The organism is Sphingomonas canaveralia (genome assembly GCF_047238125.1).
In the GTDB taxonomy this organism is placed as follows: Bacteria; Pseudomonadota; Alphaproteobacteria; order Sphingomonadales; family Sphingomonadaceae; genus JBDFMH01.
The window spans coordinates 2827501-2842380 of the sequence record NZ_JBDFMH010000001.1 but is presented as its reverse complement, the minus strand read 5'-3'; the positions used below and the strand labels follow the sequence as shown (position 1 = coordinate 2842380).

At 61.3% G+C, this 14880-nt stretch carries 10 protein-coding genes, 1 tRNA gene, 2 rRNA genes and 1 pseudogene (1 of these 14 only partly in view); 4 read left to right on the top strand and 10 right to left on the bottom strand.

Features of this window, described 5'->3' with window-relative positions; all coding sequences use genetic code 11:
• Positions 1–274: 274 nt before the first annotated feature.
• From ABC347_RS14205 to ABC347_RS14185, 5 genes and pseudogenes are all read right to left on the bottom strand, one after another.
• Positions 275–427, bottom strand: a complete 153-nt coding sequence (locus ABC347_RS14205; protein WP_413246363.1) for a hypothetical protein — start codon at positions 425–427, stop codon at positions 275–277.
• A gap of 643 nt (positions 428–1070) precedes the next feature.
• Positions 1071–2930, bottom strand: a complete 1860-nt coding sequence (locus ABC347_RS14200) for a hypothetical protein (protein ID WP_413247101.1) — start codon at positions 2928–2930, stop codon at positions 1071–1073.
• Positions 2931–3011: 81 nt separating this feature from the next.
• A pseudogene (locus ABC347_RS14195) lies at positions 3012–3503 on the bottom strand (bifunctional DNA primase/polymerase); the annotation flags it as partial.
• A complete protein-coding gene (locus tag ABC347_RS14190) occupies positions 3503–3709 on the bottom strand; it encodes a helix-turn-helix transcriptional regulator (RefSeq protein ID WP_413246362.1) in 207 nt (68 codons plus the stop codon). The pseudogene ABC347_RS14195 and the gene ABC347_RS14190, both read right to left, overlap by 1 nt.
• Positions 3710–3797: 88 nt before the next feature.
• Positions 3798–4790 (bottom strand): hypothetical protein, encoded by a 993-nt coding sequence (locus ABC347_RS14185; protein ID WP_413246361.1) that lies wholly within the window; start codon positions 4788–4790, stop codon positions 3798–3800.
• A gap of 349 nt (positions 4791–5139) precedes the next feature.
• On the opposite strand from ABC347_RS14185, the gene ABC347_RS14180 reads away from it, so the two are divergent.
• Positions 5140–5919 carry an EAL domain-containing protein gene (locus ABC347_RS14180; protein WP_413246360.1) on the top strand — a complete coding sequence of 260 codons (780 nt, stop codon included), beginning with the start codon at positions 5140–5142 and terminating at the stop codon, positions 5917–5919.
• A gap of 303 nt (positions 5920–6222) precedes the next feature.
• Here ABC347_RS14180 and ABC347_RS14175 read toward each other — a convergent pair whose 3' ends face one another.
• Both ABC347_RS14175 and glsA read right to left on the bottom strand, forming a co-directional pair.
• Complete coding sequence (locus ABC347_RS14175; protein WP_413246359.1) at positions 6223–6714, bottom strand: nucleoside deaminase; 492 nt, start codon at positions 6712–6714, stop codon at positions 6223–6225.
• Positions 6701–7687 (bottom strand): glutaminase A, encoded by a 987-nt coding sequence (gene glsA / locus ABC347_RS14170; protein ID WP_413246358.1) that lies wholly within the window; start codon positions 7685–7687, stop codon positions 6701–6703. Before glsA ends, ABC347_RS14175 begins: the two co-directional genes overlap by 14 nt.
• 310 nt (positions 7688–7997) lie before the next feature.
• Between glsA and ABC347_RS14165 the strand changes: the two genes are divergently transcribed.
• The 3 genes from ABC347_RS14165 to ABC347_RS14155 all read left to right on the top strand — a co-directional run bounded on the left by ABC347_RS14165 (position 7998) and on the right by ABC347_RS14155 (position 12185).
• Entirely contained in the window at positions 7998–9683 is a 1686-nt protein-coding gene (locus ABC347_RS14165; RefSeq protein ID WP_413246357.1) for an ATP-binding cassette domain-containing protein, read from the top strand.
• On the top strand, positions 9667–10743 hold the full coding sequence (locus ABC347_RS14160) for an efflux RND transporter periplasmic adaptor subunit (RefSeq protein WP_413246356.1): 1077 nt from the start codon (positions 9667–9669) through the stop codon (positions 10741–10743). The genes ABC347_RS14165 and ABC347_RS14160 overlap by 17 nt, the downstream gene beginning before the upstream one ends.
• A 113-nt stretch (positions 10744–10856) precedes the next feature.
• A complete protein-coding gene (locus ABC347_RS14155) occupies positions 10857–12185 on the top strand; it encodes a TolC family protein (protein WP_413247070.1) in 1329 nt (442 codons plus the stop codon).
• A gap of 261 nt (positions 12186–12446) precedes the next feature.
• Here ABC347_RS14155 and ABC347_RS14150 read toward each other — a convergent pair.
• From ABC347_RS14150 to ABC347_RS14140, 3 genes are all read right to left on the bottom strand, one after another.
• Positions 12447–12523 (bottom strand) — tRNA-Met (locus ABC347_RS14150).
• Between the two features lie 112 nt (positions 12524–12635).
• A 5S ribosomal RNA gene (rrf, locus tag ABC347_RS14145) occupies positions 12636–12750 on the bottom strand.
• A gap of 114 nt (positions 12751–12864) precedes the next feature.
• A 23S ribosomal RNA gene (locus tag ABC347_RS14140) occupies positions 12865–14880 on the bottom strand (it continues 775 nt past the right edge of the window).

Here is a 14880-nt window from a genome sequence, read left to right as displayed (position 1 = left end):
TGATCAGGTTTAATTGCACGCGCTTCCAGCTGCGCTATTTTCCCATCGTGGGGAGAAAGGTGTGGTTCAGCGATGGACGACGATTCAACCTATTACCGCCGGCGGGCGGCGCAGGAGCGCGAACGCGCAGCCTTGGCGACAGACGCGGCAGTCCGGAACGCGCATGAGGCTTTGGCGCGCGAATATGAGCAGCGCGCTGGTGGGAAGCCGGCCCGATTGAGCGCCGTCTACGAGACGGCACCATAGCAGCAGGTGTCCGGGACAATCAGCTGTCCTAAGCGGCAGACGGTAGCGAGGCGGCCTGCGCCGTCTCGCCCGGCTGCAGCGTCACATCCGGCTGCGGCGCGTTGGGCAGGCTCTTCGCCATCTCATGCACCGCAGCGACTGACTCGTTGGTCCGCCAGCGCTCCGCGGCATTGTCCCGCATTCAGGTCACGAAGCTGGTTCATCCGGGCGCGGCGAACTCAGCATGCCATCCTAGCCGATCAACAGTGCTGCCGGTTACCGCCTGAATCGGATCCGCCGCCGCCTTCGCCTAGTGCTTGAAGCTCATGACGATGCTGGCCCCCAGCGCCGATCCCGACTTCGATTTTCAGCGCGCATTTTAACCTACCTCCCGTTGGCGGCCGCACCGCTGTGGCTGGCAAGGTCAGATCGCCCCCCCCAACTGCATCAATTGGCCTGGGACCGGCACGTCAAACGGAAAGCAAGTCTACACCATGAGACAGCAAACTCCCGGATGCAGAATCTCGCGCCAACTGGAACAGCGAAGGGCAGTTGGCCGAAATAGAAAGGACCCGTCGTCAGCAGCGGCCTTCTGACCACCCCCTAGCTAATTTCGCGGATATCCACGCGGCGGGCCACTATCGGTGTCCAACTCGTCAGATGGGTAGTTACGATCGCCCCCCCCCCGGTCGGCCACCGAACAATCGATTTGCGGGTATGTGCGGGGATATGCGGGTTAATTCTCTGCCACATGAGGAATTTGGCAGTCCCACCTTAGTGCTAAATGGTGGGCGCGACCGGCGCAATACCCGCCTTTCCCCGCATATACCCGCTCGGCGACGCTTTTACGCCCGGTTGACCGTCCAGCGACGTTGCTTAGCGTGGCTATCATCTTCGGCTGCGAGAACCTTGAAGCCGTCGACGATGCGGCCCTGATGCCGGCCGAAATAGTGCCCGAGACGCTTGGGATCGATACCACCCCGTCTGTCGTCAGCGACTTCCACCAGCGCCTGCCGAAGCTCTCCGTTGATGGGGTTACCCAAAGGGTTCAGCAACTCGGCGACCTCTTTCATCGCCCCCGTCGTCCTAGGTGAGTTGCCGATCGCTTGGTATATTGTACTGAGCACTGCCTTCAGACTCGACATGACCGGATCATCCGCGCGAGCCTTGTCCATCGTGTCGACCGGATCGGAACGGCCGAGCCACACCAGAGCCGAGCGCACGATGCGGCTCCAAGCTTCGAAGGAGGCAAGCGCCGGCAGTTCGTCAGGGCAGCCTGCAGCGATGTATGCCCGGACCGCGGTAAGAGCCGCAGCCACATACCTCCCGCGATTCGCAAGAACGGTATCGAACGGATTAGTGCCAAACTTCCGGAGCTCCGGCCGCTCTGTGTTGGGATCAAGCGAGCATAGGATCACGCGGCGGGTCATGTCGCCGACGAGCTGTATGTTGTTGCCGGTCGCAAACATCGTCGCATGGCTCTCGATCTTGATGAGCTTCGAGAGGCCCAGCGGCCGCATCGACACCACCGGCCGCTCGATCATTTGACAAAGCGCATCGCCACCCAGCTGACCGTTCACGTTATCAATCGAGACGATCGGCTGACCGTTAAGCAAGGCTGCACCAAGACGCTTCTCGGTTTCCTCCTCTGTGCGCCCCGCGGCGATGACGGGTGCCCGTTCCCCGGTATGCACTGCCGAGGCTAGGTCGATGAGGTAACTCTTGCCGGAGCCTGCCACTGGGGCGGTGTTGGCGTGAAGCGGCGCCACCGGCATCGCGCCTCTTACGACAGGGGTGATGATGCCGGAGAGGGCCACTGCGCGGCTGGCCTGATCGACGAATGGGAAGCCGTCGAGCAAGCTGTCGAGAAGATCGAGCGCTGCACGCGCATCCGCTTTCGACGGATGCTCCGGGATCGGCGGAAGCTCAGGCGGGTCGAGTAAAAGGAGACGGGTCTGAGCATCATACCCGGGCTGCGACAGGATGGTGCCATCGGGACGCAAGGTTGGCGTGGTGATCACACCAGCCAGGATCGGAAAGCTCCACTCGCCATCACGGGCCAGTATCGTTTGCGCGACATTGCGCGGCGGATCGGTTGCGACATCGGCCGATTTGCGGGCATTAAACTTCGTCCAGTTCGCCGCACGAGAAAGATGGTCGATCAGCGTATCGGCATCGACCAGGACCAGTCGCGCGACCTTCGTTTGACGACCGTGCGCGGCGGGCATCGTATCGACGACCGGCCGCACAATACCGCCCCGGATGTAGAGCGGCGACCGCGCCTGGATCAACGCTGCTTCCGCCTCGCTTGCAATGACGTCCAGTTCGCCGAGACGAACGCGGATGGTGGGCCGTGCAGTGTCGTGCGAGCTGAACCACGGGACACCGTCAGGCGCAACGCGTGGAGATCGCATGCCATCGCACAGAGCTCGGTTGACCTTCCTGACGATTTGCTCCCGCGTCCAGGGATCGTCGGGGTTGCAGGACTGAAGCTGAAGACCGGCCGAGCTCAGCTCGTCAGCAGCAGTTTCGAAGGTGATGCAACCGCCGCCGACAAGAGCCCCTATCTTGAGAGCTCCTTCATTCAGCGTCCTTTCCTGCGAGCCCAAGCCAGCCGAGGCTATCCGGCTACATTCGGCTCGCAACGCTGCCGTGCCGTATGCAGTGTCGCCATTACGAACGCCAGCAGCCAGCCTTCCCCTCATCGGTGCATCAGTCGCCGACGCGGCACCAACCGTCTGGCCCCCAGCAGGCCGAATAAGCTCAATGAGGTCCTCCGGAGCGGCGCACGCCGGCACGTCATCAAGCCACTCATACAGACATCCGCTGGGATGCCGGGATGGAGGCAGGATCGCGTAACCGCCCTCACCGCGTACCTCAGCGCCGGGGAGGCTCGGAAAGGGCCACCCCTTGCTCGATCGCTGAGCATTCCGCACCGGAGCAGCCTCGTTCCATCGGAACCAAAGGTGGTACCCCTTCCCCGTTCTGCTTTTGCGCGTCGTGGGCAAAGCGATGGAACACGCGCCCTCAAATGCCGCAGGATCGTCGATGTCTAGAACCCACGCGTTGACGGCGGAGCCTGTCGGGCATGCGATCATCGCGTCGGGCCACTGGCCCCACCAGGACCGTATCTGCAATGCGTCGGCGCTCGCTTCCTTGAAACCGTGCTGCGTGTGCGGCCTTTTGTTGTCCGTCCGGCACGGGAAAACAGGCACACCGCGAGCAGCATAGCCGAGCGCGGCTTCGAGCAGCGGATTACTGGCTCGCGTCGGTTGCATCACCCGTTCGAGCCCAGCACCGCGCTCGTGCTGTCGCGGACACTCGCTGCCTCGAAAGCTTCGATGTCGTCCAATCGGTAAACGACCCGGCCGCCGATTTTCAGATGACGGGGTCCCTGCCCCAGCCAGCGCCACCGTTCCAAGGTCCGGGGGCTCAGCTTCCAGCGGCGGGCCAATTCGACTTGGTGGAAGTGGGTAAGCGGCATGTCGAAGCTCCTCACGTCGTGATGCGATGGAGCGAAGGATAAGGAATGGTTGGCGGCCAAAAGAGGGGGGGAAAGCTGCCCCCCAGCTTTAATTATCGACTGCTTTTTTTGGCGGACGGCCGCGATACACGGCATCCTCCGGAATTTCGCCGGCTTTCTTGATCTCCTTCCAAACCTCGTTGAACATCGTGTCTGAAATTGAGGGTGACACCATCGCCCTCGCCTTCTCAAGCAGATCCTCTTTCGTCTTCCTCGCTGACTGGCTGGCAAATTGCTCCCGCAGAAACGTAAAAATTGCACGCCGGATCGTACCAGGCGCTCTCTCAGTGGCGGCGCGAGCAAGATTACTCACTTTGATGGTCACATGCGAGAAAACGAGGTCTCCATTTGGCGTACTTGCCTCATCGCACGAAAATCTGCACCGAAGTACGCTCCAGAGCTCGGCTTGGATCGTCGCAATTTCGTGGCCGCCCTTCATCAGCCCTCGCGCCACATAGGTCCGATCGAGCAGGTGCGAGCGCAGCCTGGACCACAACCGATCCTCAAGCTGGTCCAACTGCAGGCAAGCCGAAGTATATACAGGGTCTGATGCGCCCGACACGGAGGCAGACGGCCTTGGCGCCACCTTCTTCAAGCGGGATAGTTCGCTTGCTTCGTCAGGCGTCGCAATAAGCTCAAGCGATTGCGAAAGCGGAGAGTTCCCGTTGCTCTCCGAAGCAACATCGTCAGATCTAGCCCTATTTGTCAGAAGCAGGTTGACGAACTTAAAACCACCGCCTGCCGCGCCTTGTTCAAAGATATCGAATTCGAGCTTGCGCCAAAGAGCGGCATCAATCGCAACCGGGCGGGGATCCTGACCCGGAACAAACCCCTCGGCGACCCAGCGACCTGCCAGAAGCTCGACCTTCATGGCGGCCACCAGCTTATTCCATAACGGCTCGTATCCATCGAGAGCACCTGATTGGGCTCCCATTCCTACTGCCACACTGTGTACCCAAATATCGGTGCTAGTGACCTCTCCATACGCGCAGAATGCTTTCCATTCGTCCGGGGTAGCGACGTAGCGAAGCGCGTCCGACAACAAGAGTCTATAGAACATAGACCGAACATAGTGCCTCGGCGTGTCTGTTCGCAATGCTTCGGAGCAGCAAGCTTCGGCAGCATGCCGGCATGCCGTATCAATCGGCCATCCAACGGTCGTGCACGACCAGACGTTTAAAAGTCGGCATCGGACCGGCTGAACTGGTCTAATGAACCCGCCTCGGCCATTCGCGCTCTTTCCGTAGGCCGTTGCAATCTGCCGTCCTGACAGGAGTGTCGTCTAACCACGCTGACCCTTCGCGCGCGCGCCCCAAGGACGCCCTCTTGCCTTCGCTAAAACACCGGAAATTAGTGGTTTGGGTCTAATCCGCCCGTATGGATGTCGAATCATGAGCGCATGCCAAGGCTGCCGTGGCGGAGCGGCGCAGTTCGACCTATTGATGGCGTACCAGCCGATTGTTGATATCGTGTCGGGACGAGTCTGGGCGTACGAGGCGTTGGTTCGCGGTCCTTCGGGGCAGAGCGCAGGTGAATTGCTTAGTACCGTGACGGCGGAAAAGCGCTACGCCTTTGACCAGCAATGTCGTGTCGCAGCCATCACTCAGGCCGTCGATGCAGGCATTGTTGCGACGGGAGCGAAGCTGTCGATCAATTTCTTACCCAACGCGGTCTATTCCCCACTGGCATGCATCCAGCTAACGCTGAAGACCGCCGCAGAGGTAGGGTTCCCCACAGACCAGCTGATATTCGAATTCACGGAAAACGAGGAGATGGTCGACACCTCGCACGTGGCCAACATCGTAGAGACCTATCGACGCATGGGCTTCGCCACGGCCCTAGATGACTTTGGTGCCGGGCACGCTGGTCTTGCCCTGCTAGCCAAGCTCCAGACGGACATCATCAAGCTGGATATGGAACTGGTCCGCGGCATCGATGCGAGCCTACCACGACGCATGATTGTTGAAGGCTTGCTCGCGATGTTCAACCGGATGAGCATCATTGCCGTGGCGGAGGGCATTGAGACGATTGCTGAGTATGAAGTACTTCGCGACTTGGGGGTGAGATATATGCAGGGTTACCTCCTAGCCCGACCCGGTTTGCAGACGCTTCCCGTACCTTTAGTGCCAATGGTTGAGCCTGTAGAACTTAGGGCCTACGCTTCGACCTAAGGGTCCTGGCTCCGACCCAGGTTCAATCCCCCCCCCCCCGGGGGGGGGTGACGATTGCGCCCTCGATTTGGCGCATGCCTGAGGTCAGCGGAAGCTGGCTGTAGTCCTCAGTCTTTGCCCTAGCGATTCTATTCCGCGTTCCTGCCCCAACTTACAGCATCCTTCGAACCTGCCGTACTCCTCTTGGGAGCCGCCTTCTGCGCGCGTTCTTGAAACCATGAGGATGCAGTTTGCGCAGTTGGTCAATCTCGACCGCTGTGGCCTTGGTAATGTCGATTGAGCCACGCGCCGCCAAGCGCATCCTTAAAGGTTCGCCTGCTCGTCCTGCGGCAGGTCAGCGTCAGGCGGGTAGTAGAGGCTCGCGCACTCGTCACGCAGGCAACCGCCCTCGATGACGATGTCATCGCGATAGGCGTTGGCGATGAACGACAGCGTGTCGATATGGCGCGCCTCGAAATACATCGGGTGCACATCCTCGCGCCCGGCACCGTAGACGACCCTTCCGACCTTAGACCAGATCGAGGCCATGGTGCACATCCCGCACGGCTGGAGCGTGGAGTAGAGTGTCGCACCACGCAGCTCGAGCTCGTCCGCTCCCTCGCAGGCGCGCCGGATTGCCATCATCTCAGCATGCGCGGTTGCATCGGGCAACTCCTTGGTCTGGTTGCGTTCAGCCGCGATCTCTTTACCGTCGAGGACGATTACAGACCCCAGTGGCGAGTCAGCGGGGTCCGAGCCTTTCGATCGGGCGATCTCGATCGCCCGGCGCATCCAACGTTCGTCATCCTCGTTCATCGGCACCTCCACGGTGCTCAACGTCGTGAGAGCGAGGTCGGTCCGAAGGATCGAGCGGTGGCCCGAATACCGACCAGCCGGTACGGCTAGCAAGCATCTCCAGCGCGCGAACGCCCAGCATCGAATTGCCGTGCTGGTCCAGGTTGCTCGACCACACCGCAACGGACGCAACCTCGGGTACGATCGCAAGGATGCCGCCGCCAACACCGCTTTTCGCTGGCAGGCCGACGCGAAGCGCGAAATCGCCCGAGCCGTCGTAATGGCCGCAAGTCATCATTAGAGCGAGCAGCTTGCGGACGCGAGCCGCACGTTCGGACGCCTCTTCGTCGTCGTGCGTCAGTCGGGTCCGCGTCAGGAACAGGCCGGCCCGCGCCAGATCGGCGCAGTTGAGTGAGATCGCGCACTGGTCAACATAGGCGTCGAGCACCTCGTCAGGATCGCATCGCAGGTTGCCGTGGTGGCGCATGAAGTTCAGCATAGCCCGGTTCAGATCACCGCCCTCGTGCTCGCTGGCGAGGACATCGTCGTCCAAAATCGGAGCGCGTCCGAGCTGATCGGTGACGAACGAGACCACGGACTTGCATCGCGCGTGTCCGGGCCGGTCGAGCAGGACATCTACTACCGCAAGCGCGCCTGCGTTTACAAACGGGTTGCGCGGCACGCCGTTGTTGCGCTCCAAATCGATTATAGAATTGAATGGGTCACCTGATGGCTCCCGGCCCACGCGTTCGAAAACCTTGTCGCCGATTGCTTCCATCGCGAGCTCGAGCGCGAAGATCTTGCCGATACTCTGGATCGGGAACGACGTGTCGGCGCAGCCAGCGGTGAAGACGCCGCCGTCGGGCGAAGCGATAGCGATGCCGAACGGGCCTGGATCGAGGCCCTCCTCCTTTGCGTCCGCCGCTCCCTCGATTTCGGAGGCTCTCGCAGCGATCTTCAGCGCAATGTCGGTGACAATGTCGTTCAACTTCATTCGACGAGCTCCGGGTCAGTCCATCTGAACGACGGCGGGCGGGCTATGGGCTCATCGACAGCTTGGCCCCACTTCCGGCCACACGCGAATGCTTCTAGCGCTCCGAATGCTGCCATTCGTTCATGCCAGCGGCGCGGAAGAGCAGTGGCGATGCGAGCGATCGTTGCGCACCTTCGTATTGGTAGCCGCAGCCTTCCAGCGACAAACGTAAGCGATTGTTGCTGACGGGGCTGGGACGTAGCCGACGCGTCCTCTTGCGCCTATTTTCTTGCTTCTATCTGGTTCGAGCAAACCAAATGGGGGTAAGCCGGTGGCGGCGGAGCGACTTGGTTTTCGGCAAGCAGCCGCGTGGCTGGCGCAGACCGTCGGTCCGGAGGCGGCCTATGTCCGCCTCGGCATCATCTACACGGTTGCGATAAGCCTGCTGGCGCTCGCCACGCCGATCTCCGTCCAGCTGCTGATCAACAGCGTCGCCAATACCGCCATGCCGGCGCCCCTCTGGGCGCTCTCGGGCGTGCTGCTACTCCTGCTGCTGATGGTGGCGGCGCTCAGTGCGCTGAGGGTCTGGATCATGGCCGCCTTTGAACGCCGCGTGTTCGCGCGCGTGGTGGCGGAAGTGACGGTGCGCGCCGTTCACGCGCAGAACCCCTTCTTCGGGGACGCCAACCGCAGCGACTTGTTCAACCGCTATTTCGATCTTGTGGTGGTGCAAAAGGCGGTGCCCAGCCTCGTGATCGGCGGCTTCACCATCGTGCTGCAAGCTGCCGTCGGCCTGACGATCACCAGCTTCTACCATCCGTTCTTTCTGGCCTTCAACGTGGTGCTGATCGCTGCCCTACTGGTCGTCTGGCTGATGTGGCGACGCAGCGCGATCACCGGCGCCGTGGCGCTCAGCCATGCCAAGCACGCGGTCGCACGCTGGCTGGAAAGCGTCGGCGGCTCGAACGGCTTCTACAAATCGTCCCGCCACCTCACCTTCGCGATGGACCGGTCGGAAGCGGTGACCGCTTCCTATGTCGGCGCTCACCGCCGCTACTTCCGCTACCATTTCGCACAAACGGTCGCGTTCCTGCTGATCTACGCGCTAGCGAGCGCCGCATTGCTGCTGTTAGGCGGCACGTTGATCTTGCGTGGGCAGCTCTCGCTCGGCCAACTCGTCGCCGCCGAGCTGATCCTGTCTGGCGTGTTCTACGGCATCTCGCAGCTCGGCTGGTACCTCGACACCTTCTACGATCTGGTTGCCAGTTCGGAGGAACTATCGGTGCTGTTCGCCATACCGCAGGAACCGCTGATCCGCGGCGGGCCCGGTGTCCGCGACGGCTCGGTCAGGCTAACCAACGTCACGCTCGACGGCGCCCGGTTCGAGCTGGCGCTGGCAGCCGGTGAGCAACTCGTTACCGTTGTCGAGCCGGGTGCAGAGCGTCGGCTTGCGCTTCTGCTCAAGCGACACGCTACCCCGGAGCAGGGGCTGATCCGGATCGGCGGCGCGGAGTTGGGAGCCCTAGACATGTACCATCTGCGCTCGGACGTCACGGTTCTGGACCGAGCGACTATCGTCGAGGTGACGATCCGCGACTATCTGCGGCTCGCTTCCAATGACCAGGGGGACACCGCGCTGGAAGCGCTCGCGACCGTCGGGCTGGAACGTACTGTCGCGCGCCTGCCGCAGGGGCTGGATACGCTGCTGGCGTCGTCGGGCTATCCGCTAAGCGTCGGCGAGATCATGGCGATTAAGCTGGCCAATGCGCTTGTGCTCAAGCCCCGGGTGCTGATCCTAGGGCAGCTTTTCGATCTGCTGCCGCCCGAGCGGCTGACCGCAACGCTTCGTCAGCTGAAGTCGGAAGGAACAACAGTCCTGCTTTGCACCGGTCGTCCGGAGGATCTGCGCCTCGATGGTTATCTTTATCTCGGAATGACCATACAACGTCGATACGATTGCCTCGCCGACTTGGCAGCCATGGTGGCAAAGGAGCGTGATCATGCCACATCGGCCTGAGCACATAGCCCACTTCACCACGCTTGCCTCTCTGCGCCCGCCGCGGGTCGGTGTCGCGGTGGCATGGTTGATCGTAGTTGGGATCGCGGCGGCGCTTGCCGTGCTTTTCCTGGTGCCTTGGTTGCAGACTGCTCAAGGCCAAGGCCAAGTAGTTGCACTTGATCCGGATGACCGCGCGCAGGATGTTACCGCGCTGGTCCCCGGGCGCGTCGAGCGTTGGTTCGTCCAGGACGGCCAGCATGTCGACCGTGGCGATCCGATCGCCCGGGTCGTCGATCTTGATCCAAACTTCCTGTCGCGGTTGGCGGCCGAGCGTGCGCAGATCGAGGCGGAAATCGCGGCGGTCCGCCAGTCTCAGCGAGTTGCAGCGATCGATGTCGACCGCAACCGGCAGCTATTTGCGGAAGGGCTGTCGTCCCGCCGCGATTTCGAGCAGGCGCAGATCAAGGTGGCGGATGCGGCCGCCAAGCTCGCGGAGTCCCGCGCTAAGCTCAACCGTATCGACGTGCAGCTCAACCGTCAGTCGGCGCAGCTGGTCCGGGCTCCCCGCGATGGCCGCATCCAGAATTTGAACGCGGCGGCCGGCGGTGCGCTGGTGTCGGCAGGCACGCCGCTCGCGACGATCGCGCCCGAGCGAGTCGAACGCGCGGTGGAGCTGATGATCGATGGCCGCGACGTGCCGCTGCTGCGGCCCGGACGACCGGTCCGGTTGGAGTTCGAGGGGTGGCCGGCGATCCAGTTCAGCGGATGGCCGTCGGTCGCCTACGGCTTCTTCGACGGCCGGATTAGGACCATCGATGCCACGGCAAACGCGCAGGGGCTGTTCCGCGTGCTTGTTGAGCCTGCGCCGGGCAAGCCGGCCTGGCCCGATCGCCGCTTCGTCCGGCTGGGTGGCAAGGTTCTCGGCTGGGTCCAGGGCGAAACGGTCTCGGTCGGCTACGAGCTGTGGCGTCAGCTGAATGACTTTCCGCTGGAGTTCGGTCAACCGCGCGCGGGCAAGGCTGGGCCAGCCTTCGAGGACCAAGGCAAGGTCGCAGCCAAGGCGGGCAAGCCGAAATGATTGGGTGCCTAGCGGCCCTGACACTCATCCTGTCCGCGCCGGCGACCGGGACGGCACCAGGGGAACAGGCAGCGCGCCGCTCTGCCGTGTCGACACCGGCTGCAGTGCCGCTGATGTTGGACGAGGTGCTACGCGCGTCGGCGCGCGCGGCACCTCAGATCGTCGAGGCCCTTGCCCGGGAGCGGGCCGCCGAGGGTCGCGCGCTAACCGCGGCGGGCGCGTTCGACACGGTGTTCCAGATCGACGGGCGGTCGCGCGCGCTCGGCTATTACGACGGTTCGGTAGTTGCCAGCCGTGCCACGCTGCCGCTGGATGGCAATGGCGGGTACCTTTACGGGGGTTACCGGGTAAGCCGCGGCGACTTTCCGATCTATGAGGATGAAAAATACACCAACCGGCTTGGCGAGCTGAAGGTCGGGGCGCTCTATTCGCTCCTTCGCGATCGGCTGGTGGACGAGCGACGTGCCCGCCGGACGCTTGCTGCCGGCGATATCGACATCGCCCAATTCGAACGGGAGGCGGTGGCGATCGGCGTCCAACGGCGCGCGGTGGATGCCTATCAGAACTGGGTCGCGGCGGGTTTGCGGTTGCAAGCTTATCGCGACCTGCTCAACCTGTCGGAAAGCCGCCGTGGTGCGATCGCCCGTCAGGTGCAGCTTGGCGCCAGACCGGACATTTTGTTGGTTGAAAACGACCAGAATCTCGTGCGCCGCCGCGCGCTGGTGGTCCGGGCCGAAGGCGATTTCCAAGCAGCTGCGAACGCTCTGTCGCTTTACTTTCGCGATCAGGTGGGCGCGCGGCTCGTGGTCGGCCCAGAAAGGCTACCGGCTGACGCTAACGCGCTCGCAGGGGTCGCCGCGGCGTTGCAGGCGACCTTCGCTCAGCGCCGGCCCGACCTTCAGGCCCTGCTCGCCCGAATCGATCAGGGCACCGCGCGGCTGGCATTGGCGGAGAACGATCTGCGTCCCCGCTTCGACCTCACTGGCGAAGTTGGCAAGGACGTGGGCGACGAGGGACTGGGTGGCCGCTCCCGCACGCCGCTAGAAGGCATCATCGGTTTCCGCTTCTCCGTGCCCCTGCAGAACCGGGCGGCTCGCGGCCGAGTGGCTGAGGCTCGCGCAGAGATTGATGCGCTGGAAGCGCGCAGCCGCTTCCTGCGTGATCAGATCACCACAGAGGTCGAAGGCATTACCATCGGCGTCGACGCTGCGGAACGCCTAGCGGCGATTGCGCAGCAGGAACGACAATTGGCCGAGCGGTTGGCGTCGGCCGAGCGGCGTCGATTTGAGCTCGGATCTAGCGACTTCTTCCTCGTCAACCAGCGTGAGGAAACAGCGACTGACGCCCAAGTTCGGCTAGTCGATGCGCAAGCCCGCATCGCAGCCGCTCGCGCAGAGCTCGCAGCAGCGACCGCGGATCGGAGGGCATTAGGACTCGAATGATGAGGAGGCGAATAGCATCATCAGTGACCATAGCAGGAGCGACTTTTTACCAGCGCTGCCGAGAGGTGGACTGGCGGCTAGCCAACACAAGCGGATGATTTGCGTGCCGCCCCCAAGCCAAAGATGCGCTGCACGACGAAACCCTCAAGGCTACGCTGTATCGCACGCTCCCTTGCTTCCGCCGTGCTTACATCGCCATTTTTCAACACGCAGCCGAGACGCGAAAAAGCCCGCTAAGTCTTTCGACTTGCGGGCTAATGTTGGTTGCGGGGACAGGATTTGAACCTGTGACCTTCAGGTTATGAGCCTGACGAGCTACCGGGCTGCTCCACCCCGCGCCAACCTGCTCCCAAGACGACAACGCCTCCTGCCGCGAACGGCCAGGAGGCGCTTCACCGCCTCGGGGCGGAAACTGTGAATGGGTTCCATGCACGGTGCGCCGGCCGCAAAGCCTGGCGACGACCTACTCTTCCACTGCTTAAGCAATAGTACCATCGGCGCTGTCAGGTTTCACGGCCGAGTTCGAGATGGGATCGGGTGGGTCACTGACGCTATGGCCACCAAGCTATGGGGCCGGCGCACGACGTGCATGTTTCTAGAAATCGACGGGTTACCGTGCTGCGACTGATCATCCAATCACCGCGACAAGGCCATCAGGCCTGTCATTGATGGTGGGACTCTCAAGCGCGAATAGAGCAATTAGTATCGGTTAGCTCCACGCGTTACCGCGCTTCCACATCCGATCTATCAAGGTCGTGGTCTTCGACCGCTCTAAGAAATCTTATCTCGAGGGAGGCTTCCCGCTTAGATGCTTTCAGCGGTTATCCCGTCCATGCATAGCTACCCTGCTGCGCCGTTGGCACGACGACAGGTCCACCAGAGGCATGTTCAACCCGGTCCTCTCGTACTAGGGTCAACTCCTCTCAAATTTCGACGCCCACGGCAGATAGGGACCAAACTGTCTCGCGACGTTCTGAACCCAGCTCACGTACCACTTTAATTGGCGAACAGCCAAACCCTTGGGACCTGCTCCAGCCCCAGGATGTGATGAGCCGACATCGAGGTGCCAAACAACCCCGTCGATATGAGCTCTTGGGGGTTATCAGCCTGTTATCCCCGGCGTACCTTTTATCCGTTGAGCGATGGCCCTTCCACGAGGGACCACCGGATCACTATGACCGACTTTCGTCTCTGCTCGACTTGTCAGTCTCGCAGTCAGGCTGGCTTATGCCATTGCACTCTAACAGACGGTTTCCAACCGTCCTGAGCCAACCTTCGCGCGCCTCCGTTACTCTTTAGGAGGCGACCGCCCCAGTCAAACTACCCGCCACAGAGGGTCCCTGATCCAGTTTCATGGATCGAGGTTAGACATCAGAAAACAACAGGGTGGTATTTCACCTATGGCTCCACGTCAGCTGGCGCCAACGCTTCAAAGCCTCCCACCTATGCTACACAGTTCTTTCCTAATGCCACTCTGAAGCTGCAGTAAAGGTGCACGGGGTCTTTCCGTCTAACCGCGGGTACTCCGCATCTTCACGGAGAATTCAATTTCGCTGAGCATGTACTGGAGACAGTGGGGAAGTCGTTACGCCATTCGTGCAGGTCGGAACTTACCCGACAAGGAATTTCGCTACCTTAGGACCGTTATAGTTACGGCCGCCGTTTACCTGGGCTTCATTTCGATGCTTGCACATCTCCACTTAACCTTCAGGCACCGGGCAGGCGTCAGACCCTATACGTCGTCTTGAAGCCGACTTAGCAGAGCCCTGTGTTTTTGCTAAACAGTCGCTACCCCCTGGCCTGTGCCCCCCATCAGAGCTTGCGCTTAGATGGGGCCTCCTTCTTCCGAAGGTACGGAGGCAATTTGCCGAGTTCCTTCAGTACACTTCTCTCAAGCGCCTTGGTATACTCTACCAGACCACCTGTGTCGGTTTCGGGTACGGTCTATACGGTGGGGCTATTTCCTGGAACCGCGTCGAAGCATGTCCAATCCGATAAGGACATACAACATAAGCGATCCGTCACACACCACCAGGCCCACGAATATTAACGTGGTTCCCATCGACTACCCCCTTCGGGCTCGTCTTAGGGGCCGGCTCACCCTGCTCAGATTAGCTTTAAGCAGGAACCCTTGGTCTTTCGGCGACAGGGCATCTCACCCTGTTTATCGCTACTCATGTCTGCATTCGCACTTCCGATACCTCCACGACCCATTACCAGATCGCTTCACAGGCTTACGGAACGCTCCGCTACCGCGTGGATAAATCCACACCCTAAGCTTCGGTGCACGTCTTGAGCCCCGTTACATCTTCGCCGCAGGATCTCTTATTTAGACCAGTGAGCTGTTACGCTTTCTTTAAAGGATGGCTGCTTCTAAGCCAACCTCCTGGTTGTTTTGGAAATCCCACATGCTTTCCCACTTAGACGTGACTTGGGGACCTTAGCTGTAGGTCAGGGCTGTTTCCCTCTTGACGACGGACCTTAGCACCCGCCGTCTGTCTCCCGGATATTACTCGTTGGTATTCGGAGTTTGGTTAGAGTTGGTAGGTCTCGCGACCCCCGCATCCATCCAGTGCTCTACCCCCAACGGTATTCATCCGAGGCACTACCTCAATAGTTTTCGCGGAGAACCAGCTATTTCCCGGCTTGATTGGCCTTTCACCCCTAAACACAACTCATCCGGTAACTTTTCAAC

Excerpts from the sequence above, each read along its gene's own strand:
- ABC347_RS14180 (WP_413246360.1), top strand. The coding sequence starts at position 5,140 with ATGAGCGCATGCCAAGGCTGCCGTGGCGGAGCGGCGCAGTTCGACCTA.
- ABC347_RS14175 (WP_413246359.1), bottom strand. The coding sequence starts at position 6,714 with ATGAACGAGGATGACGAACGTTGGATGCGCCGGGCGATCGAGATCGCC.
- ABC347_RS14200 (WP_413247101.1), bottom strand. The coding sequence starts at position 2,930 with ATGAGGGGAAGGCTGGCTGCTGGCGTTCGTAATGGCGACACTGCATAC.
- ABC347_RS14155 (WP_413247070.1), top strand. The coding sequence starts at position 10,857 with ATGTTGGACGAGGTGCTACGCGCGTCGGCGCGCGCGGCACCTCAGATC.
- ABC347_RS14160 (WP_413246356.1), top strand. The coding sequence starts at position 9,667 with ATGCCACATCGGCCTGAGCACATAGCCCACTTCACCACGCTTGCCTCT.
- ABC347_RS14205 (WP_413246363.1), bottom strand. The coding sequence starts at position 427 with ATGCGGGACAATGCCGCGGAGCGCTGGCGGACCAACGAGTCAGTCGCT.
- glsA (WP_413246358.1), bottom strand. The coding sequence starts at position 7,687 with ATGAAGTTGAACGACATTGTCACCGACATTGCGCTGAAGATCGCTGCG.
- ABC347_RS14190 (WP_413246362.1), bottom strand. The coding sequence starts at position 3,709 with ATGCCGCTTACCCACTTCCACCAAGTCGAATTGGCCCGCCGCTGGAAG.